This is a genomic window from Salibacterium qingdaonense (assembly GCF_900114715.1).
GTDB classification, from domain to species: Bacteria; Bacillota; Bacilli; order Bacillales; family Marinococcaceae; genus Salibacterium; species Salibacterium qingdaonense.
The window spans coordinates 77,304-95,244 of record NZ_FOTY01000007.1 but is presented as its reverse complement, the minus strand read 5'-3'; the positions used below and the strand labels follow the sequence as shown (position 1 = coordinate 95,244).

Here is a 17,941-nt window from a genome sequence, read left to right as displayed (position 1 = left end):
ACAAAGCTCTGACAAAGGAGAGAGAAGAATGGCTTTTATCAGCATGGAAACCATTGATAAGTCCTTTCATCAAGTGAAAGTGCTGCACCAGGTTAATCTGGACCTGGGGGAAGGGGAAATACATGCCCTATTAGGAGAGAACGGGGCGGGAAAGTCGACGCTCATGAACATTCTGGGCGGTGTGCTGCAGCCGGACAGTGGAACTATTTATGTCAACGGCGCACCGGTGTCGATGACGACGCCGGGGGATTCCCAGAAGCTCGGCATCAGTTTTATCCATCAGGAACTGAATGTTGTTTCTGACTTAAGAGTATATGAAAATATGTTTCTCGGATCCGAAATCCGCAATAAAGCAGGGTTTCTGAATGTGGAAGCGATGAAACAGAAAACAAGAGACGTGCTGTCGCGGCTGGGTGTGTCGCTTGATCCGTCGGCTTACGTGCGGGACCTGGGAACGTCCCACAAGCAATTTATCGAAATATCCAAAGCCCTGCTCCGGGACTCTTCCGTCATTATTATGGACGAACCGACCACGGCATTGTCTGAACATGAAATCAGCAGGCTGTTTGAATTGATGACGACGCTTAAGGAATCCGGGGTTTCCATCATTTATATTTCCCACAAGCTGAAGGAAATCAAGGCAATCTGCGACCGCTACACCGTTCTCCGGGACGGATTCATCGCAGGGACAGGAAGTTTGGAAGAGGAAGATCCGGAATCGATTACAAAAATGATGGTCGGCCGGTCTGTCTCGCAGGAACGGTTCACGAGGGAGCATGTGCCCGGAGACGAAGTGATGAGGGTAGAGGACTTTTCAAAAACCGGCCTGTTCCAAGGCATTGATTTCACGATACGTGAAGGAGAAATAGCAGGGTTTACCGGGCTCGCCGGGGACGGCCGGACCGAATTGTTTGAAGCACTATTCGGCTTCCGGAAAAAAGACAGCGGGAGTTTATATGTCCACGGAAAGAAAGTGGTCGTCAATCACCCGAATCATGCGCTGAGGGCAGGCATCGGCCTGGTGCCCAGAGACAGGAAAGAAAATGCGGTAATCCAAGACTTAAGCATTGTGCACAATCTAACGCTTTCTTCCCTTGGACATTTTGAGAAGAACGGCTTCATTACAAAAAAACAGGAGCGTAAGGCTTTTCAGCGTTACAAAAATGAATTAAATATCAAGGCCCGGGATCCCTATGCTTCCATCGCAACACTCAGCGGCGGTAATCAGCAGAAGGTCGTTATCGCAAAATGGCTGGAAGTCAACGCCGACGTTATTATTTTTGACAATCCTACTCAGGGAATCGATGTAGGAGCGAAGCGTGAAATCTATCAGCACATTGTATCCCTTGCTGAACAGGGCAAAAGTATTATTATTTTATCTTCGGAAGCCCCGGAAATTCTTAAAATGTGTGAACACATTTATGTAATGTATAAAGGGGAAATCACAGCCCGTTTGAACCGGGATGAGACCGCCGAAGATGAAATTATGGCCTGTGCCACAGGATCAAAAAGGATGGTGGAGTCTATTGGCTGAACCCCAATTCGAGCCGCAGCAGTCTGCGGAACCAAAAACAGAGAAACGAAACTGGCTGTCCTGGTTATGGGCGGAATACAGCGTCATTATCGCGTTTGTCATTATATTTGTCCTCGCCGCTGTGTTAAACCCGCGGTTTCTGGATATTAACAATCAGCTCAATATCCTGATGCAGGTATCCATCATCGGTATTGTATCACTTGGTATGACAATGGTTATGCTTTCAGGCGGTATTGATTTATCCGTCGGCTCGGTGCTTGCCATGGTCGGTGTGATGTCGGTGCTGGCGTTAAATGCCACAGGAAGTATCATGGCAGCTCTGATCGCTGCATGTGCCGTCGGCTCGGCAGCTGGTTTTATCAACGGTGTTCTGATTTCCAAAGGGAAAATTGCGTCGTTCATTGCAACACTCGGTATGATGTCCGCCGCGCGTTCCATTGCGTTATATACAGCGGACGGAGGGAGCGTCTCCGGCGAAGTAAACGGCTTTTCAGCGATTGCCAATAGTGAACTCGGCGTCGTCGATTATCCTATTATTATCTTTCTTGCTATGACAGCACTTGTATACGTCCTGATGAATTACACCCGTTTTGGCCGGTACGTGTACGCAGTCGGAAGCAATGAGAAGGCAGCGGTGCTGTCCACGATCCGGGTCGACCGCGTGAAGATTGCCGTCTACAGTATGGCAGGCTTTCTCGTCAGTATTGCCGCCATCATTGAAACGTCCCGGCTGAATTCGATTTCCTCTTCAAGCTCTGGTCAGCTGTATGAACTGGATGCGATTGCGGCGGTTATTATCGGAGGAACAAGAATGACCGGAGGACGGGGGAAAGTTATTGGTACCTTTTTCGGTGTGCTGATTCTCGGTATTTTAAATAACATGATGAATCTGATGAATGTCTCTCCTCATCTGCAGGGCTTTGTCAAAGGACTCATTATTATCGTAGCGGTATTATTCCAGAAAAGGGATTAGAAATGGAAAGGTGTGACATATATGGATTTAGGCGTATTTACGGTGTTGTTTCAGGACCGGCCGCTTGAGGAGGCACTCGATCTTGTGAAGGCTAACGGCCTGGATGCGGTGGAAATCGGCACAGGCGGCCATCCTGGCAATGCCCATTGTGATCCGGTGGAACTCTTGAATGATGACACGAAACGGCGGGAATTTCAGAAAAAAATCACAGACAGAGGATTGAAGATCAGCGCTCTCAGCTGCCACAGTAACCCGCTTCATCCTGATCCGCGCAAAGCGGCGCAGAACCACGAGTTGTTTGAACAGACAGTCCGCCTGGCAGCTATGCTCGGCGTGAAGCATGTGATTACGTTTTCCGGATGTCCGGGCGAGTCGGAGGACTCCAAACATCCGGTGTGGGTGACGTGTCCGTGGCCGACGGAGCATGCGGAGGTTTTGGAATGGCAGTGGCGGGAAAAAGTCATTCCGTACTGGAAAGAGCAGGACCGGCTGCTGAAAGAACACGGAGTGCTGGCTGCCATTGAGCCGCACCCCGGGTTCAACGTCTACAATACGGAAACAAGTATCAGGCTCCGCGAAGCGTGCGGCACAAATATTGGGGTGAACATGGATCCCAGCCACTTTTTCTGGCAGGGGATGGACCCTGTGGCGTCGATTAAGAAACTGGCGGAAGCGGATGCATTGTTTTATTTCCACGCGAAAGACACAAGCTTTGATGCTGGAAATACCGCGGTGAACGGTGTCCTGGATACGAAACCGTACACCGATGAATGGAACCGTTCGTGGATGTTCCGCACGATTGGTTACGGACAGGGGGAGAAGACGTGGCGCGATATAATCAGCGCGCTGCAGCTCGCCGGCTATGAAGGCGTCGTGAGCATTGAACACGAAGACAGCCTGATGTCGGTGGAAGAAGGATTTGAGAAAGCCTCCGCGTTTCTCCGAAGTATTCTCATACGGGAAAGGATTGGTGAAGTCTTTTGGGTATAAACAAGAACAGGGTCCGGGTCGGAATGATCGGCCATCAATTTATGGGGAAAGTCCACAGTCATGCGTACCGGGATCTGCCTTTCTACTTTGATCCTCCGGCAGTTCCCGTGCAGCAGGCCATTTCCGGACGGAATGAAGCTGCGGTGAGAGAGGCGGCGGAGCAGTTCGGCTGGGACTCTGTGGAAACGGATTGGCGCCGGCTCGTGGAACGTGACGATATAGACCTGATCGATATCGTCACCCCAAACCATACCCACGCGGACATGGCCATTGCCGCCGCGGAAGCCGGGAAGCATGTCATAAGCGAGAAACCACTCGCAGTCACCGCCGCGCAGGCCAAACGCATGAAAGATGCTGTCGAAGAGAATAACGTCGTTCATATGGTATCGCACAATTACCGGTACGCCCCCGCCGTGCAGTATGCTGCGCAGCTGATACGAGAGGGACGTCTCGGGCGGATTTATCATATCCGAGCCCAGTATCTGCAGGATTTCATCATGGATCCGGCATTCCCGCTCGTGTGGCGGCTGAAAAAAGAATACACCGGATCCGGCGCTCTCGGTGATATTGGTGCTCATATTATTGATTTGGCGCGTTTTCTCGTCGGGGAATTCCACTCTGTCAGCGGCATGCTGCAAACATTTATCCCTGAGCGTCCGCTGGAGGATGGATCCGGTACAGGAGAAGTGACCGTCGATGATGCTGCCGGCTTTCTGGCCCGGTTTAACAACGGCGCCATGGGGGTCTTTGAAGCCACCCGGTTTGCAGCCGGCAGCCGCAACAAGAACCAATTCGAAATCAACGGCGAAAAAGGCTCCATCCGCTGGGATCTGGAGAATATGAATAACCTGGAAGTGTACTTTGAAGATGATGAACCGGGGATGCAGGGCTTTAGGATGATCCACTGCACAGAGGCTGAGCACCCGTATATGCAGGCGTACTGGCCTGCGGGACACATCATCGGTTATGAGCACACGTTCATTCACCAAATGGCGGAACTGATAAACGGCATTCACGAAAACAAAAGCCCCCATGCCAACTTTAACGACGGATTCGAAAATCAGGTCGTCCTCGAAGCTGTCCAGGAATCCGCCGCTTCCGGAAGCTGGATGACGACAGAACAAATCAAAGCCGGATTGTAAATCGATGAAATTTCTTTTTTTGGTGTAAAAAAACCTTCGGACCGCTGTTCATGGCAGCAGAGATCCGCGTTTGTCTATTAACGCGTGGAACAGAGCCATGAGCTTTTTAAAGAGTGGCTCGATGAGTATTTCGATGCGGGTACTTCGGGGTGAAGCTGTGACCTTTATCATTCTGCGTTATTTTCTTGTATCGAGTTCCCTGCAGAACGTGAAAAACCCGGGAGAATCCATATTTTCAAACGAATGAATACATTCGATGCATGATAACCGCAGGTCCTGGCGCAGGTCTTCTTTTTCGTGAGCATGCGTCTGCGCCAGGCACTGCTCCATAAATGGTTCAAACTGGTCGATGATACGCTGGATGGCTTTTTCATCCTGCTGTCTCGCTTCCTGAATAAGGGTCAGCGTAATGATCATTCCTGCTCCCTCCTTTTTTCCTCGTTCTTTTTCAATGTTTTCTCTATACTTTCCAACCGTTTTTCAAACCGGAATAAAAGGTAAAACGTTATAACAATAGGGAAACCGAAATTGGCAAGCACCTGCATAAAACCCGCCGCGTTCATCACATTTATCATGTGCTTCTCCCCCTTTCCATGAACGATCTCAACTTCGTAAGCGCGGCCTGTTTTGTCTTGTAGACGGCCTGCGGAGAAACGTTCCACTGGCCGGCAATAGCTTTATCGTTTTTTTCTTCTAAAAACTTCTTGTGAAGCACGGCATACTGGCGGTCCGTGAGTTGGCTCAAGGCTTTGTAAAGGAAAGCATCGCCGATACACTGCCGGAGATCTTCTGCTTTTCCCGGCAGCCCTTCTTCTGGATCCGGTGTGTTGGTTGATACAAAAGAATCTATTATCGTTTCCGGCTGGTCCGGATTCAGAGGTTTGTCCATTATTAGAGGCTGCTGCCGTGTCCTGCGCTGCCGCTTCTGATCATATCGGACTGCCTTCCAGTGCAGCGTTTTCAATATATAGGATGTAAACCTGACTTCTGTGTAAAAGGAAGCGAACACTTTATCGAGTGCTTCCCGGTTTTCTGGTGTCGGAGCACAAACCGCCTGAATGAGCTGTTCGCGGCGGTGCTCATCCTGGAGGAACTGCTGCATCACAGAATGCCCCCAGAGTGCAGGGTGATCCGCAATGAATTGATCAAGCCTGCGGCAGCGGCCGTACAATCCGGATGGTACGTGTTCCATGCTGTGTCCTCCTTTCCTTACGTCTCCCCATCAAAAGACAGGAATCCGCGTGAAAAACAACCATAAAATCGAACGTTTGTTCTTATATTAAAACAGAAAAGCCCTCTGAATGCAAAAGGAAACAAGAATATTTCTCCAGGTTCATGGCATCGTCCTGCGAAAAAAGAAGGAGAAGAGGAGGCGCACTCCGGATCTGCCGCAGTTTTGAAAACTGATAGATCCGTAAGGTTTGTGCTACATTGTGTATACGGGGCAGTAATGATGCTGCCTGCCGCACAACGTAAAAAAGGTGGAGAATACACATGAAAACAAATAAGATGTACGAAGCAGGAGACGTACGTGTAGAAGACGTACCGGTTCCACGCGTTCAGCAGCCGACAGACAGCGTATTAAGAGTGGTGGCGTCCTGTATCTGCGGGACCGACCTTCATCCATACCACAACATGGAATCCCATGATCACGGCGAAGCAATGGGTCATGAAGTGCTTGGCCGGATCGAAGAAATGGGAGAAGACGTGACCGGCTTTAAGAAAGGCGACCTCGTCGTTGTTCCATTTTTCTACGCTGATAACACCTGTCCCCACTGTCAGGAAGGATGGACGACATCGTGTGTGAACGGAGGTTTCATGAGCGGCGGCCAGGCTGAATACGTTCATATCCCGCAAGCCCAGGGGAGTATGTTTAAACTGCCGGATGAAATAGAAGACGACTCTCCTTTGATTCCATCACTGCTGACGCTGTCAGACGTCTACGGCACGGGCTATCACGCGGCGGTCATGGGCGGTGTGAACGAGAATACGACGGTGACGGTTATCGGCGACGGAGCGGTCGGCCTTCTTGCTGTGTTGTCCGCGAAAAAACTTGGTGCAAAGAAAATCATTCTGATGGGGCGTCATAAGGAGCGTACGGACCTCGGTGTGGAATTCGGCGCGACCAATGTGGTTCCCGAGCGCGGGGAAGAAGGTATTGCGAAAGTGCGTGAACTCACTAACGGGGAGGGCACCCACGTTGTGCTCGAATGCGTCGGTCTGATGCCCGCGTTTGAAATGAGCGCCGGTGTGGTCCGCTCCGGCGGTGTGATCAGCCGCGTTGGAGCACCGCAGTACAACGATGCTCCCGTTGGAGCCAGCTTTTTCGGCCGCAACATTACGCTGACCGGAGGCCCGGCGCCGACACGTGCCTACATGGAAGAGCTGCTGCCGGACATTCTCAACGGCACCCTGAATCCCGGCCGCGTCTTTGACGTAACGATGGGCCTCGATGACGTGCCGGAAGGGTACCGTGCCATGGACAATCGTGAAGCCCTGAAAGTCCTGATCAGACCATAAAGAATCTCCATAGAAAAAAAGAAGGCTCCCGTCTGTCGTTTGGACAAACCGGGAGCGTTTTATTGTTGTGCTGGGGATGGGGTGTGACCATTACGAGATGAAAAAAAGAGGTTAGTGTCCATGCAAAGGAAATTGGTGGACACTACGCCGTTGCAGCGGAAGAATAACGGATGTCTGCGGACGTCGGGAACCACTACCGATACTCCCCGGCGCGATAGTGTCCCTGGAATCCTATTCTGTGGATACTAAAGCGGAAGCCGCAGCATGTAATGTCCACTGGCCGCGGATACCCCGGTGATCCAGGGAATCCTTCTCACATCCCAAAAATCCTATCGGTGGATATCACTTCTTGATCCGTTCCAGAAACAGCCAGCTGATGACGGATATGATCCGGATTTTATCCTGATGGGACAGGTCGTCGGACAATGCTGCGATGTCATTTTGCATGTCCCGGAAGAGATTCGTGTATTCGTGGGGAAACCAGCCGTTGTAAAAGGACGCCCAACGTCTGCCTTCTTCATCATACCACTTGAAATCGCCGGAAAATCCGGATGTTTTTAAGGCAATTCTTTCTTCTCCGTGCTCGTCGTAAAGCGAGCCTTTCATCTGGGTAAACGACTTCCACTCCTCCTGTATGTACGTGCCGGTTTCCTCGTTGTTTTCATTGAAAATTATCAGCTTCACCCGTCTGAAGCCGCCTGTTTTCCGGAAGGTACAGGCGGTTTTTCCATGATGTAAAACCAGTCCGTATGTGACAGGTAGAAGGTGGAGTATTGACTCACCGAGCAGACCGAGCGGTGCCATCCACCAGGGCAGGTGGAGCGGCTTCACCATGCCGATAAACGCGCCATCCTTTTCAAACAGCAGGAGCCGCGGAACGAACGCCGCATCTTTTTTAATGACGACGTGCTGCAGGTCCGGCAGTTGTTTTTCGGAAGGGGGAATGATGATGTCTTTCACTTTATTGTAGTTGAAGCGGCTTGTGGCAATGATGGAGAGAACCATGCCGAGCGGAAGCAGGAACCAGAGCATTTCCAGCCACTCTCCCGCGGTTTCAAATGGCTGATACAACAACCACAAAGCGGCAATCAGCAGAATGACCACTGTGAGAACATACCCCAGTTTTTCCCGTCGTTTGTACATGTCTGCAATCACGTTATACCACCCTCTCTGTTGATGCAAAACCTTATTTCATTCTGCACGATAAAGCAGGATTTGACCATTACAGCTTTCATAAAAAAATCCGATTATCAATCAAGATAATCGGATTCCGTTCTCCCGTACTTTTTACTGTTGTTTAGTATGTGCTGTATACCCCCGGACAACTTCCTTCCGACGGGGTGTAAAAACAATGGGATTTGTAGCGGCCGGCAAGTGGTTCGCCGAACCATTGGTCGGGGCAGTTTCCAGTGGGAGCGAAGAACCACAGGGAGTAGCTGGCGGGATGATAACGTTTTCCCTGAATTACTTTTCTTGCTAAGTTGATGTCCGTCTGTCTGGCTCTTTGATAAAAATATCCCTTCTGAGTGGCTTCGAAGCCGCCAGGTGACTGGTAAACCATTTCAGGAATGGTGTTAATGTTTTCAAAATCCAGGCACCGCACTCTTGTACGGTTTATTCCAACGTTGCCAACCATAAGCATTCCCAGTTTTCCGTCCCCCTCGGCCTCGGCACGAATCAGTCTGGCCAGCATCTTCACATCGGATTCGTTCGCTTTAACTACAGCCAATGAAAATACCTCCTTTTTTACCTATAATCTTATGTATATAAAGAGCATGGGTAAACTATAACGTATGATGATGATAAAGGCTGATAAATATAAATAAGAAAATGAACACACCTGTCCATTTTCTATAAATCTCTATGAAAGCATGTACAAAAAATACATTTCAGCTATATCTCTTAAAGGAAGATATTATACTAAAAGCTCGCACATTGCCGATCGTAGAAGCCGACACTTCCTGTGTAAGTACGTCCTGTTACGGGCACCGATCCTAGAACATCCTGTTCGTCGAAGAAACAGCCGAATATCCCATCAAACAAAGGATCACGTGATATGAGCCAACTCGGTTCCCGACAGGATGTGCCGAATATAACCGATCTTCCTTCAGAGATGACTTAACTTTTAATGGCTTTTGATACGGTCCTGTTTTTTTGAATGAAATGACGGAAATACGTAATGAATGGGTACTGCTTTTCCCTTCCCTACGCACCGGCTTCGGCTTGTGCGGAAGATGATTTCCGGCGTTCGGATATGACGAAAATAGAGGTGAGCACGAGAATGATGCCGAGAATCTGCCAGCTGTTCAGGGTGTCGCCGAATATGGTGACGCCGAGGAGGATGGCAACGACCGGCTCTATCGTCGTCAGAATCGAGGCGCGGCTCGATTCGATATGGGTCAGACCGGCTGTGTAAAGGATATAACCGAGCACGGTCGGAACGAAGGCGAGACCGAACCCGTACAGCAGGACAGCCGGATCTACGAGTTCCCCGGCTTGGTTGATCAAACCGCCCGCCGGAATCATAAAGGCACTCGCGCAGATAAACGAATAGGCGGTAATCGTCATCGAGGAATAACGGCGGCTGACGAACTTGCCGAAAATGCTGTACAGCGCATAGAAAAACCCGGACCCAAGCCCCGCCAGAATGACAAAGACGGAAAGGCTCGTGTCAAACGACGGAAGCAGGCCGACGGTGAAGGCACAGCCGGTCAGCGTGAGAAACAGCGCCGCGACTTTACGCCCGGTCAGCCATTCCTTGAACAACAGACGCGAGAGCAGTGTCACAAACAACGGTCCGGTATAAAGAAGAACCACCGCCAGCGACAGCGAAGCTTCCTGCATCACCGTAAAATAACACCAGTTAAAGAACACGATGCTGATAATGCCGGTGCCGATGAAATAAGGGAGATCCCTGATATGTATTTTTAAAAGACGCGGGTGGCGGAGGGCAAGGTAAGAGGTAATCAGCACCGCGGAACAAATGGCGCGGATGGCCACTGTCTGCCACGGGGTGAAGCCCGCGGCGTAGAGACCCTCTACGAATAAGCCGAGAAACCCCCACATCGCCGCCCCCGCCGCGGCACATACATAAGCTTGCTGTCTGGACATTGTGCATCTTCCTTTAATCAAACATATTCCAAAGTATATTCTCTCACACCCGGACGGTAAAAGAAACACTCCGCCATCATGACGGAGTGTTTTGGTTTATTCATCGATGGTAACAGTGACAGGGGACCATTCGCCGGTGACGGTCTGGCCGTGGACGGAGACGCTGCCTTCCGGGGTGAGGTCTTTTTCGGTCATGATGCCAAGGCCGACGGTAAACTGGTTGAATTTGAGCGGGACGTTTGTTTCCCGGCGTACTTCCACGTCGTTCACCGTGTATACGACTTCGTCTGACGCGCGGTTGTAGGTGATCCGGTACGTGTTGAAGGCGCGTTCTTCAAAGCTTTTCGTATCTTCTTTGAAAATACAGAAGTACTTCGTCTGATCGGTGTCCGGTACTTCGACATTTGGAAACGGCAGCACGCCGTATACCGACGCGTACTGATCGTCGGTGACAAAGAAGTCAAGCGCTGCGCCGGTTGTGAAATCGAGCAGGTTCAACGACACGTAGCCGTCATACAGATCCCCCGGGACGGTATCCTGCGTACGGGCGCGGATCTGGAATTCAAAGCTGATCTTCCCGTTTTCCGGGACCTCGACCGGTTCTTTCGAGTAATACATGTGCTTGGCGTTGTCGAGAATCTGCACGTGGTCATGACTGCGGCTGAGCGGAGCCCGCACGTACAGCATGCCGTTTCGGACAATGACGACGGCCTCGGGTTCGCGGTACGTCCAGAAACTTCCGTCCCGAAGCGGAAAGCCCCCGATCTGCCACGGCCCGTTTTCCGATAAAATCGTATCAAATGCTCCAAGCTGAAATTCTTGTCCCATCACTTGACCTCCTTATGTTATGAAACCGTGAATGATAAGCGCGATAATCTGCAGTCCGCCGCACCGCGTCGATGCTTTCAGTGCTGCTCCCATAAAGGGCGGATACGCCTCTGCAGGATTGGTTTCCCCGAGTGAGCGGTGCATCCGGATGAGCGGCACAAAGCCAAGCAGACTGATGACACCGTACCACGGAAGTGCCTGAAAAGCGATACATACCAGAACAAATACAAAAGCGGCAGCGGTCAGCCATTTGGAAAGGGTGAGTCCTTTCTTTTCGCCAAGGACGACAACGACGGTTCGTTTACCCGCCGCCTCATCAGCACGCGGATGCAGAAAGTGGTGGTTATAAAGGACCAGAGTCGTCAGAATACCTACGGGAAAAGATAATAGAAACGCCTGTACATCAAACGTTCCCGTCTGTACGAAATACGATCCCATGACCGGCAGGATGCCAAAAGCCGTAAAGATCCCGAATTCACTGTAGCCTTTTCCGCGGTAGCCGAATTTAAGAGGTGGTGCGACGTAAAAGTAGGCGATCAATGCACCGAGCGCAGCAATACCGAGCACCGGCCATCCTCTCCCCGCTGCTATAATAACACCGCAGACAGCCGCCGCAGCAAACAGCCCCCATGTTATTGCGGCGAATGCTTTTTCCGACATGGCACCGCCCGGCAGAATCCTGGAGTTCGTCGCAATATCTGATTCTCCTTTTTCTGCTTGATCATCGGCACCGTTGCGGTAGTCCCATAAATCATTAATCATATTGGAAAATAAGTGCGCCGCCGCTGCGCCGATCAATGTAATCAAAAACCAGAAAAAATGAAAGGTGCCTTCCCAGGCAAAAGCGCCCGCTGTACCGAGGATCACCGGGACGATAATGACGGGAAGGGCGAAGGAACGGGTGGCTTTACGCCAAAACTGGACTCCTTTTTCCAACATGAACCCCCCTTTTTATAAAAAATTTGTCGAAAAAGAATCACTTTCATCATTGTAAGGAGGTCGGGCTGATTTATCAACAAATGTGCAGGAAGGATGCATCTTTTGAGTAATAAAATGGTTTGATTTTACGAAAATAAAGGAATGGGAAATCATCGGGCTGGATGTTGGAAAAAGAGGGATGCGACATGAATGTAGAGAATCAACAGGGTTTCCTTGAAACATTTCAGGACGAAGGTTTGCGCAGACAACTCGAAGACATGCTGCATGCTGCTTACCGCAAAGGATATAACGACGGATATATAGCAAAAAGCGAAGAAATGGAATAAAGGCGCTGCTTTCCCAGCTGCGGATAACCTTTCATTCAGTCCGGTAAACTGCTCCGGGAGCGGTGTGCCCTGGAGCAGTTTTTGTATATGATATAATGTAAAGAAGAGCAGCGAAGGGGAGGTGAGTCAGCTGTGACGGAAATGGAACAGCGCATAACAGAGGTTCTGGTAGAAAAAATATCACCGGTGCTGCTTATTCTGTTCGGTTCATTCGCCAAGGGGACAAACCGTCCCGGCAGTGATGTTGATATTGCTTATGTAACAGATACGCCGCTTAGTCCGGCGGCATCCTTTTTTACAGCGGAGGATGTGGCTGCGCTCATCGACCGGGATGTGCAGCTCGTTGATATCAATAAGGCGTCGACGGTTTTTCAAATGCAGATTGTAGGGACCGGCAAAGTCCTGTATTGCACAGATGAAACCAGACGTGAGCTGCTTGAAATGAGAATTTACAAGGAATACGCCAAGTTGAACGAGGAACGCCAAGTTGTATTCGACCGGATGGAGGAGAGTGGATCCGTGTATGACAAGTGATGTGGTATATAATAAGGTGAGCACGATAGAGCGCTGTATAAAGCGGGTATATGAGGAATATGCAGACTCGCCTGCAAGTCTTCATAATATCACGAAGCAGGATTCCATCATTCTAAATATTCAACCGGCCTGCGAGACGTCTATAGATCTTGCTATGCATATAACGGCCGTGGAAAAATTAGGACTGCCGCAATCCAGCCGTGATGCCTTTGAGCTGTTATCCGGACATGGAGTCATTACCGAAGATATATCTAAAAAAATGAAAGCGATGGTCGGTTTTCGGAATATCGCTATCCATGATTACCAGGAATTAAACATGGAAATCGTTCAGCATATAATCACCCGGAATATGTCAGAAATAAAAACATTCTCAGAACAAATTGCTGCTTTTAAGCACTGAATGTGTTGCACATCAGCGATGTTTTTATTATTATTGAAATACAGGGTATGGGTATTATAGAAAGGAGGGGGTTTGAATGGAGGAACAGACACATACAGAGAAGCGGACGGTGCAGCCGCATAAACAGCAGATGCTGAACCGGCTGAAGCGGATTGAAGGGCAGGTCCGAGGTGTTCATAACATGGTGGAGGACGACCGGTACTGCGTGGATATTCTCAACCAGATCGCAGCTATTCAATCCGCGGTCAACAAAGTGTCGGTACAGCTGATGGAGGATCACACCCACCACTGTGTATCCAACGCGATTGAGAGCGGAGAAGGCGAAGAATCCATCAATGAGCTGATGGATGTGATGAAACGAATGCTGAAATAATTTTTTGCATATAAAATACCTTACACGGGTATGGTAAATAAAAAGGAGGGACACATGATGACAACAGAAACATTGAATGTAAAAGGAATGTCCTGTGCTCACTGCGTGCAGGCGGTAGAAGGAAGCGTCGGCAAGCTGGAAGGTGTATCTAGTGTGACCGTGCATCTTGATCAGGGTAAAGTCGATGTAGAATATAATAAAGAGGTAACAAGTCATGAAGATATCGTCGAAGAAATCGATGATCAGGGGTATGACGTGGAAGAATAAGCAGTCTGACATGTAAGGCTGCTTTATTTTCGGGTTAATAATACCCTGCCGGGGTTATGTATACATTACTTAACCAGATGGAAAGGAGGAACAGATAATGGCTGAACAGAAAGAAACGACGCTCCCGATTGCAGGCATGACGTGCGCGGCATGTGCGAACCGGATTGAAAAAGGACTGAACAAAATCGAAGGGGTGGAGAGTGCGAACGTCAACCTCGCGATGGAGCGCGCCGGCGTCACGTATGATCCGGAACAGACCGGAGCTTCTGATTTTGAACAAAAAATTGAAAAGCTCGGGTATCACGTGGAGCATGAAAAGAAGGAATTCGACGTAACCGGCATGACATGCGCAGCCTGCGCCAATCGGATTGAGAAAAAACTGAACAAGATACCGGGTGTCGCAGAAGCAAGCGTCAACCTTGCCATGGAAACAGCCTCGGTGGAATATACCCCGGGGGCAGTATCGAACGAAGACCTGACACAGGCGGTGGATCGTCTCGGGTACGGGCTTCATTCCAAAACGGACAGCAGCGAAGAAGAAGATCCCCGTCAGAAAGCACTCCGGAGGCAGACGATGACGTTTACCGCCTCTGCCATTCTCGCACTGCCGCTGCTCTGGACAATGGTGACCCATTTTGAATGGTTGTCTTTCCTCTGGATGCCGGATATTTTGATGAACCCGTGACTGCAGTTTGCGCTTGCCACTCCGGTCCAATTCGTCATCGGCCGTCAGTTTTACGAAGGAGCATGGAAGGCCCTGCGCAATAAAAGCGCGAACATGGATGTACTTGTGGCGATGGGAACATCCGCAGCTTATTTTTACAGCGTTTATTTAGGCTGGCAATGGTGGAGCAGTCCAGGGGCGGAGAGGCCTGTCCTGTACTTCGAGGCCTCCGCTGTTATCATTACACTGATTCTGCTCGGAAAACTTTTTGAAGCCCGTGCCAAAGGGCGTACGTCACAGGCCATCCAGAAACTGCTCGACATGCGCGCGGCGACGGCGGTCGTTTACCGCGGAGGAGAAGAAGTGGAGATTCCGGTGGAAGATGTACAGGTTGGGGAGATCGTGTATGTGAAGCCCGGAGAGAAAATACCGGTCGACGGTGAGGTGACAGAAGGAAGTTCCTCCATCGATGAATCGATGCTCACCGGAGAAAGTATGCCGGTGGATAAAAGCGAAGGCAGTGAGGTGTACGGTGCCACCGTTAATAAAAATGGTGCGCTCCAGGTCAAAGCGTCCCGGATCGGAAGCGGCACGGCGTTATCCCAGATTGTTAAAGTCGTTGAGGAAGCGCAGAGCTCCAAGGCGGATGTGCAGCGCCTTGCCGACCGGGTGTCGAGTGTCTTTGTGCCGACCGTTATCGGTATCGCGCTGCTGACTTTTCTCATATGGATTCTCTTTATCACACCCGGCAGTCTGGGAGGCGCACTTATACCAACGATTTCGATTCTGGTCATTGCCTGCCCGTGTGCCCTCGGACTTGCGACTCCGACGTCGATTATGGCGGGGTCGGGACGTGCCGCCGAGGCCGGCATCCTGTTTAAAGGCGGGGAATACCTCGAGAATACGAAGAGCATCGAAACCGTGGTGCTGGATAAAACAGGAACAGTAACAAAAGGGGAGCCGGAACTGACAGATGTCATTCCGGCGCAGGGATGGAGCAGCGACGATCTGCTTTCCTATGCCGCCTCGGCGGAAAAAGATTCCGAACATCCTCTCGCGCGCGCTGTCGTTCAGGGAGCACAATCCCGCTCCGCTGCTTTTCTTGAAACGGCTGACACCGAAGCGGTTCCCGGCAGAGGTATCCAGGCCGTAGTGGATCATCGTTCTGTATCGATCGGAACGAAGCGGATGATGGAAGACATGGGACTGGAAATGGAAGAAAACGTGCAGGAGACCATGCATCGTCTGGAATCAGACGGCAAAACCGCGATGCTGATGGCGGTGGACGGCGCATATGCGGGGATGATCGCTGTCGCCGACACGGTCAAGGAGACGTCCCAAGGAGCGGTCCAACGGCTGCAGCAGGCGGGCCTTGATGTCGTGCTGCTGACCGGAGACAACCAGCGCACCGCGGACGCCATCGCAGCCCAGGTCGGCATTGACCGGGTCATCGCCGGCGTCCTGCCCGATCAGAAAAGCGTGGAAATCCAGAAACTCCAGCAGGAAGGCAGAAAGACGGCGATGGTCGGTGACGGTCTTAATGACGCTCCGGCACTTGCAGCCGCCGACATCGGTATGGCCGTCGGAACGGGTACGGATGTCGCCATTGAAGCCGCCGATATCACGCTGATGCGTGGCGACCTGAACAGCGTCGCGGACGCGGTGCTGATGAGCCGGACGACAATGCGAAACATTAAGCAGAACCTCTTTTTCGCGTTCATCTACAACACCCTCGGCATTCCCATTGCCGCCGCCGGCCTCCTCGCCCCGTGGGTCGCCGGCGCCGCGATGGCCTTCAGCTCCGTCTCAGTCGTTTTGAATGCCCTGCGCCTGCAGAAAATGAAATTATCGTAATAAAAGGAGTCTCTCTTATAGAGGCTCTTTTTATGGTTAAAGACAAATACGCCCGGAAAATGGTTGTAACCGGCGGATAATGGACAAAGCAGTATGGGGACTGTCTGTAAAACGCAGGTTACAGACAAAATCCGGACCGGCTGCCGTCAACATGGCTGTAAAAAATATTTTACAGCCATGTTCCACGGCAATCTGTCTCTAACCCTCAAAATAAAAGCACACTCCCTCCATTGTCACCTTTACAAACGGTCTAAACTGCACTTTGCCACTCAACTCTGGATAAAGTAAGGTTTAGGCACCGTCTAACCCTCACTTTTTGACTTTCATTTCTGAAATGTGACGGTTGGGACGGGGGGGGGGTGGTACAATGACAGACACCGCATGATCGAAAATCACACACATTGTGACAATAAGCGGACGACTCTAAGGATTTTTCCTTTTTCATTGCTTTGCCGCCTTTTTTCCGATATAATTTCCACGACATTAATAATCATTATCAATTAAAATAGGAGGAGTAGGACAATGATACATCGTTCGATATATATGATAGGCACCATTCTTCTTGCTGCTGTCGTTCTGGCTGCATGCGGCGGTGGTTCCGGATCTGATTCAAATCAGAATAGTGCTGATGGAGGAAACTCGGAGGAAGAAGGAAATGGAGAACAGAACATGCGTACATACACAGATAGTATGGACCGGGAAGTCGAGATACCGGAGAAACCGGAAGATGTGGTGGCGATTAATTACTTCGGCGAACTGTCGGCCCTTGGGATAAAACCGGTCGGGGCCCTTGATTATGACTTGAACAAATACGGAGATGAATGGACCGAAGGGGTGGAAAGTGTCGGTTCTGAACAGTCGGACGCGGAAAAAATTATCTCGCTCGATCCGGACCTCATCGTTGTCTCGAACTACCGTGAGACCGAAGCCATTGAGAATCTGCAGAAAATCGCACCGACCGTAGCGCTTGAATTCGGAGCGCCGCTTCGGGAGCAGTTGAACATTGTAGCGGAAGTAACAGGGCGTGAAGACGCAGCTCAGGAATGGATACAGCAGTACGAAGAAGATGTCCAGCAGGCACGCGAAGAGATGGAACCGTATATCGAAGAGGGCGAGACAGCTGCAGTCATGCAGTTTTATGACAAAAACATTCATATGTACCAAACGTCAGCCTTTCCGACGATTTACGATGCCGCCCAGTTTGAACCGACCGACAAAGCGGCGGAATTAACCGATGCGGTGACACTTTCTGAAGAAGTTATACCGGAATACGGCGCGGACCGCATTTTTGTCATGTTTTCCAATTCGACAGCAGAGGAAAATTACGAGCAATTAAAGCAAAAGGATGTGTGGCAGAGCCTTCCTGCCGTACAGAATGGCAAAGTCCATGTCGTGGACAATGACTACTGGAGTGAATTCAACCCTGTGCTGGTGGAACGGCAGCTGGACACGCTGGTGTCCAAAATCACCGAATCTGAATGATAGA

The 17,941-nt window shown here is 50.5% G+C and carries 19 protein-coding genes and 1 pseudogene; 12 read left to right on the top strand and 8 right to left on the bottom strand.

Features of this window, described 5'->3' with window-relative positions:
• Positions 1–28 precede the first annotated feature (28 nt).
• From BM058_RS08045 to BM058_RS08030, 4 genes are read left to right on the top strand one after another with little or no spacing between them, the layout of a single operon-like run.
• Positions 29–1,534, top strand: a complete 1,506-nt coding sequence (locus BM058_RS08045) for a sugar ABC transporter ATP-binding protein (protein WP_090926513.1) — start codon at positions 29–31, stop codon at positions 1,532–1,534.
• Positions 1,527–2,507: an ABC transporter permease gene (locus BM058_RS08040; RefSeq protein ID WP_245736896.1), complete on the top strand. Its 981-nt coding sequence runs from the start codon at positions 1,527–1,529 to the stop codon at positions 2,505–2,507. The genes BM058_RS08045 and BM058_RS08040 overlap by 8 nt, the downstream gene beginning before the upstream one ends.
• A gap of 21 nt (positions 2,508–2,528) precedes the next feature.
• Positions 2,529–3,497: a sugar phosphate isomerase/epimerase family protein gene (locus BM058_RS08035; RefSeq protein ID WP_090926511.1), complete on the top strand. Its 969-nt coding sequence runs from the start codon at positions 2,529–2,531 to the stop codon at positions 3,495–3,497.
• Positions 3,488–4,639, top strand: coding sequence for a Gfo/Idh/MocA family protein (locus BM058_RS08030; protein ID WP_456113494.1), 1,152 nt, complete (start codon positions 3,488–3,490; stop codon positions 4,637–4,639). Before BM058_RS08035 ends, BM058_RS08030 begins: the two co-directional genes overlap by 10 nt.
• A gap of 177 nt (positions 4,640–4,816) precedes the next feature.
• Here the strand turns inward: BM058_RS08030 and BM058_RS08025 are convergent, their stop codons facing one another.
• Genes BM058_RS08025 through BM058_RS08015 form a run of 3 tightly spaced genes read right to left on the bottom strand, consistent with a single transcriptional unit; the run spans position 4,817 to position 5,831 of the window.
• Positions 4,817–5,056: a helix-turn-helix domain-containing protein gene (locus tag BM058_RS08025; protein WP_090926510.1), complete on the bottom strand. Its 240-nt coding sequence runs from the start codon at positions 5,054–5,056 to the stop codon at positions 4,817–4,819.
• Positions 5,053–5,214, bottom strand: a complete 162-nt coding sequence (locus BM058_RS08020; protein ID WP_177195475.1) for a YvrJ family protein — start codon at positions 5,212–5,214, stop codon at positions 5,053–5,055. Before BM058_RS08020 ends, BM058_RS08025 begins: the two co-directional genes overlap by 4 nt.
• Positions 5,211–5,831 (bottom strand): sigma-70 family RNA polymerase sigma factor, encoded by a 621-nt coding sequence (locus BM058_RS08015; RefSeq protein ID WP_090926509.1) that lies wholly within the window; start codon positions 5,829–5,831, stop codon positions 5,211–5,213. Before BM058_RS08015 ends, BM058_RS08020 begins: the two co-directional genes overlap by 4 nt.
• A 302-nt stretch (positions 5,832–6,133) precedes the next feature.
• Here BM058_RS08015 and BM058_RS08010 point away from each other — a divergent pair, with 302 nt between their 5' ends.
• Positions 6,134–7,159 (top strand): alcohol dehydrogenase catalytic domain-containing protein, encoded by a 1,026-nt coding sequence (locus BM058_RS08010; protein WP_090926508.1) that lies wholly within the window; start codon positions 6,134–6,136, stop codon positions 7,157–7,159.
• Between the two features lie 342 nt (positions 7,160–7,501).
• Here the strand turns inward: BM058_RS08010 and BM058_RS08005 are convergent, their stop codons facing one another.
• The 5 genes from BM058_RS08005 to BM058_RS07985 form a co-directional block, all read right to left on the bottom strand.
• Positions 7,502–8,314: a hypothetical protein gene (locus BM058_RS08005; protein ID WP_090926507.1), complete on the bottom strand. Its 813-nt coding sequence runs from the start codon at positions 8,312–8,314 to the stop codon at positions 7,502–7,504.
• Between the two features lie 142 nt (positions 8,315–8,456).
• Positions 8,457–8,888 (bottom strand): cell wall hydrolase, encoded by a 432-nt coding sequence (locus BM058_RS08000; protein WP_090926506.1) that lies wholly within the window; start codon positions 8,886–8,888, stop codon positions 8,457–8,459.
• A gap of 476 nt (positions 8,889–9,364) precedes the next feature.
• A complete protein-coding gene (locus tag BM058_RS07995; RefSeq protein WP_090926505.1) occupies positions 9,365–10,270 on the bottom strand; it encodes an EamA family transporter in 906 nt (301 codons plus the stop codon).
• A gap of 96 nt (positions 10,271–10,366) precedes the next feature.
• A complete protein-coding gene (locus BM058_RS07990; RefSeq protein ID WP_090926504.1) occupies positions 10,367–11,098 on the bottom strand; it encodes a DUF6081 family protein in 732 nt (243 codons plus the stop codon).
• Between the two features lie 12 nt (positions 11,099–11,110).
• On the bottom strand, positions 11,111–12,037 hold the full coding sequence (locus tag BM058_RS07985) for a prenyltransferase (RefSeq protein ID WP_245736895.1): 927 nt from the start codon (positions 12,035–12,037) through the stop codon (positions 11,111–11,113).
• 185 nt (positions 12,038–12,222) lie between these two features.
• Between BM058_RS07985 and BM058_RS18190 the strand changes: the two genes are divergently transcribed.
• The 7 genes and pseudogenes from BM058_RS18190 (at position 12,223) to BM058_RS07955 (ending at position 17,937) form a co-directional block, all read left to right on the top strand.
• On the top strand, positions 12,223–12,363 hold the full coding sequence (locus BM058_RS18190; RefSeq protein WP_177195474.1) for a hypothetical protein: 141 nt from the start codon (positions 12,223–12,225) through the stop codon (positions 12,361–12,363).
• 141 nt (positions 12,364–12,504) lie between these two features.
• Entirely contained in the window at positions 12,505–12,897 is a 393-nt protein-coding gene (gene mntA / locus BM058_RS07980; RefSeq protein ID WP_090926556.1) for a type VII toxin-antitoxin system MntA family adenylyltransferase antitoxin, read from the top strand.
• Positions 12,887–13,297 carry a type VII toxin-antitoxin system HepT family RNase toxin gene (hepT, locus tag BM058_RS07975; protein WP_090926502.1) on the top strand — a complete coding sequence of 137 codons (411 nt, stop codon included), beginning with the start codon at positions 12,887–12,889 and terminating at the stop codon, positions 13,295–13,297. The genes mntA and hepT overlap by 11 nt, the downstream gene beginning before the upstream one ends.
• A 76-nt stretch (positions 13,298–13,373) precedes the next feature.
• Positions 13,374–13,670: a metal-sensitive transcriptional regulator gene (locus tag BM058_RS07970; protein WP_090926501.1), complete on the top strand. Its 297-nt coding sequence runs from the start codon at positions 13,374–13,376 to the stop codon at positions 13,668–13,670.
• A 54-nt stretch (positions 13,671–13,724) separates the two neighbouring features.
• Positions 13,725–13,937, top strand: a complete 213-nt coding sequence (copZ, locus tag BM058_RS07965; RefSeq protein ID WP_407690167.1) for a copper chaperone CopZ — start codon at positions 13,725–13,727, stop codon at positions 13,935–13,937.
• Positions 13,938–14,034: 97 nt separating this feature from the next.
• Positions 14,035–16,455 (top strand): annotated as a pseudogene (locus tag BM058_RS07960) (heavy metal translocating P-type ATPase).
• Between the two features lie 522 nt (positions 16,456–16,977).
• Complete coding sequence (locus BM058_RS07955) at positions 16,978–17,937, top strand: ABC transporter substrate-binding protein (protein ID WP_090926499.1); 960 nt, start codon at positions 16,978–16,980, stop codon at positions 17,935–17,937.
• The last annotated feature ends 4 nt before the right edge of the window (positions 17,938–17,941 follow it).

Excerpts from the sequence above, each read along its gene's own strand:
- copZ (WP_407690167.1), top strand. The coding sequence starts at position 13,725 with ATGATGACAACAGAAACATTGAATGTAAAAGGAATGTCCTGTGCTCAC.
- BM058_RS07955 (WP_090926499.1), top strand. The coding sequence starts at position 16,978 with ATGATACATCGTTCGATATATATGATAGGCACCATTCTTCTTGCTGCT.
- BM058_RS08045 (WP_090926513.1), top strand. The coding sequence starts at position 29 with ATGGCTTTTATCAGCATGGAAACCATTGATAAGTCCTTTCATCAAGTG.
- BM058_RS08010 (WP_090926508.1), top strand. The coding sequence starts at position 6,134 with ATGAAAACAAATAAGATGTACGAAGCAGGAGACGTACGTGTAGAAGAC.
- BM058_RS07970 (WP_090926501.1), top strand. The coding sequence starts at position 13,374 with ATGGAGGAACAGACACATACAGAGAAGCGGACGGTGCAGCCGCATAAA.
- BM058_RS08035 (WP_090926511.1), top strand. The coding sequence starts at position 2,529 with ATGGATTTAGGCGTATTTACGGTGTTGTTTCAGGACCGGCCGCTTGAG.
- BM058_RS08015 (WP_090926509.1), bottom strand. The coding sequence starts at position 5,831 with ATGGAACACGTACCATCCGGATTGTACGGCCGCTGCCGCAGGCTTGAT.
- BM058_RS18190 (WP_177195474.1), top strand. The coding sequence starts at position 12,223 with ATGAATGTAGAGAATCAACAGGGTTTCCTTGAAACATTTCAGGACGAA.
- BM058_RS08025 (WP_090926510.1), bottom strand. The coding sequence starts at position 5,056 with ATGATCATTACGCTGACCCTTATTCAGGAAGCGAGACAGCAGGATGAA.
- BM058_RS08020 (WP_177195475.1), bottom strand. The coding sequence starts at position 5,214 with ATGATAAATGTGATGAACGCGGCGGGTTTTATGCAGGTGCTTGCCAAT.
- BM058_RS07990 (WP_090926504.1), bottom strand. The coding sequence starts at position 11,098 with ATGGGACAAGAATTTCAGCTTGGAGCATTTGATACGATTTTATCGGAA.
- BM058_RS07995 (WP_090926505.1), bottom strand. The coding sequence starts at position 10,270 with ATGTCCAGACAGCAAGCTTATGTATGTGCCGCGGCGGGGGCGGCGATG.
- hepT (WP_090926502.1), top strand. The coding sequence starts at position 12,887 with ATGACAAGTGATGTGGTATATAATAAGGTGAGCACGATAGAGCGCTGT.
- BM058_RS07985 (WP_245736895.1), bottom strand. The coding sequence starts at position 12,037 with ATGTTGGAAAAAGGAGTCCAGTTTTGGCGTAAAGCCACCCGTTCCTTC.
- mntA (WP_090926556.1), top strand. The coding sequence starts at position 12,505 with ATGGAACAGCGCATAACAGAGGTTCTGGTAGAAAAAATATCACCGGTG.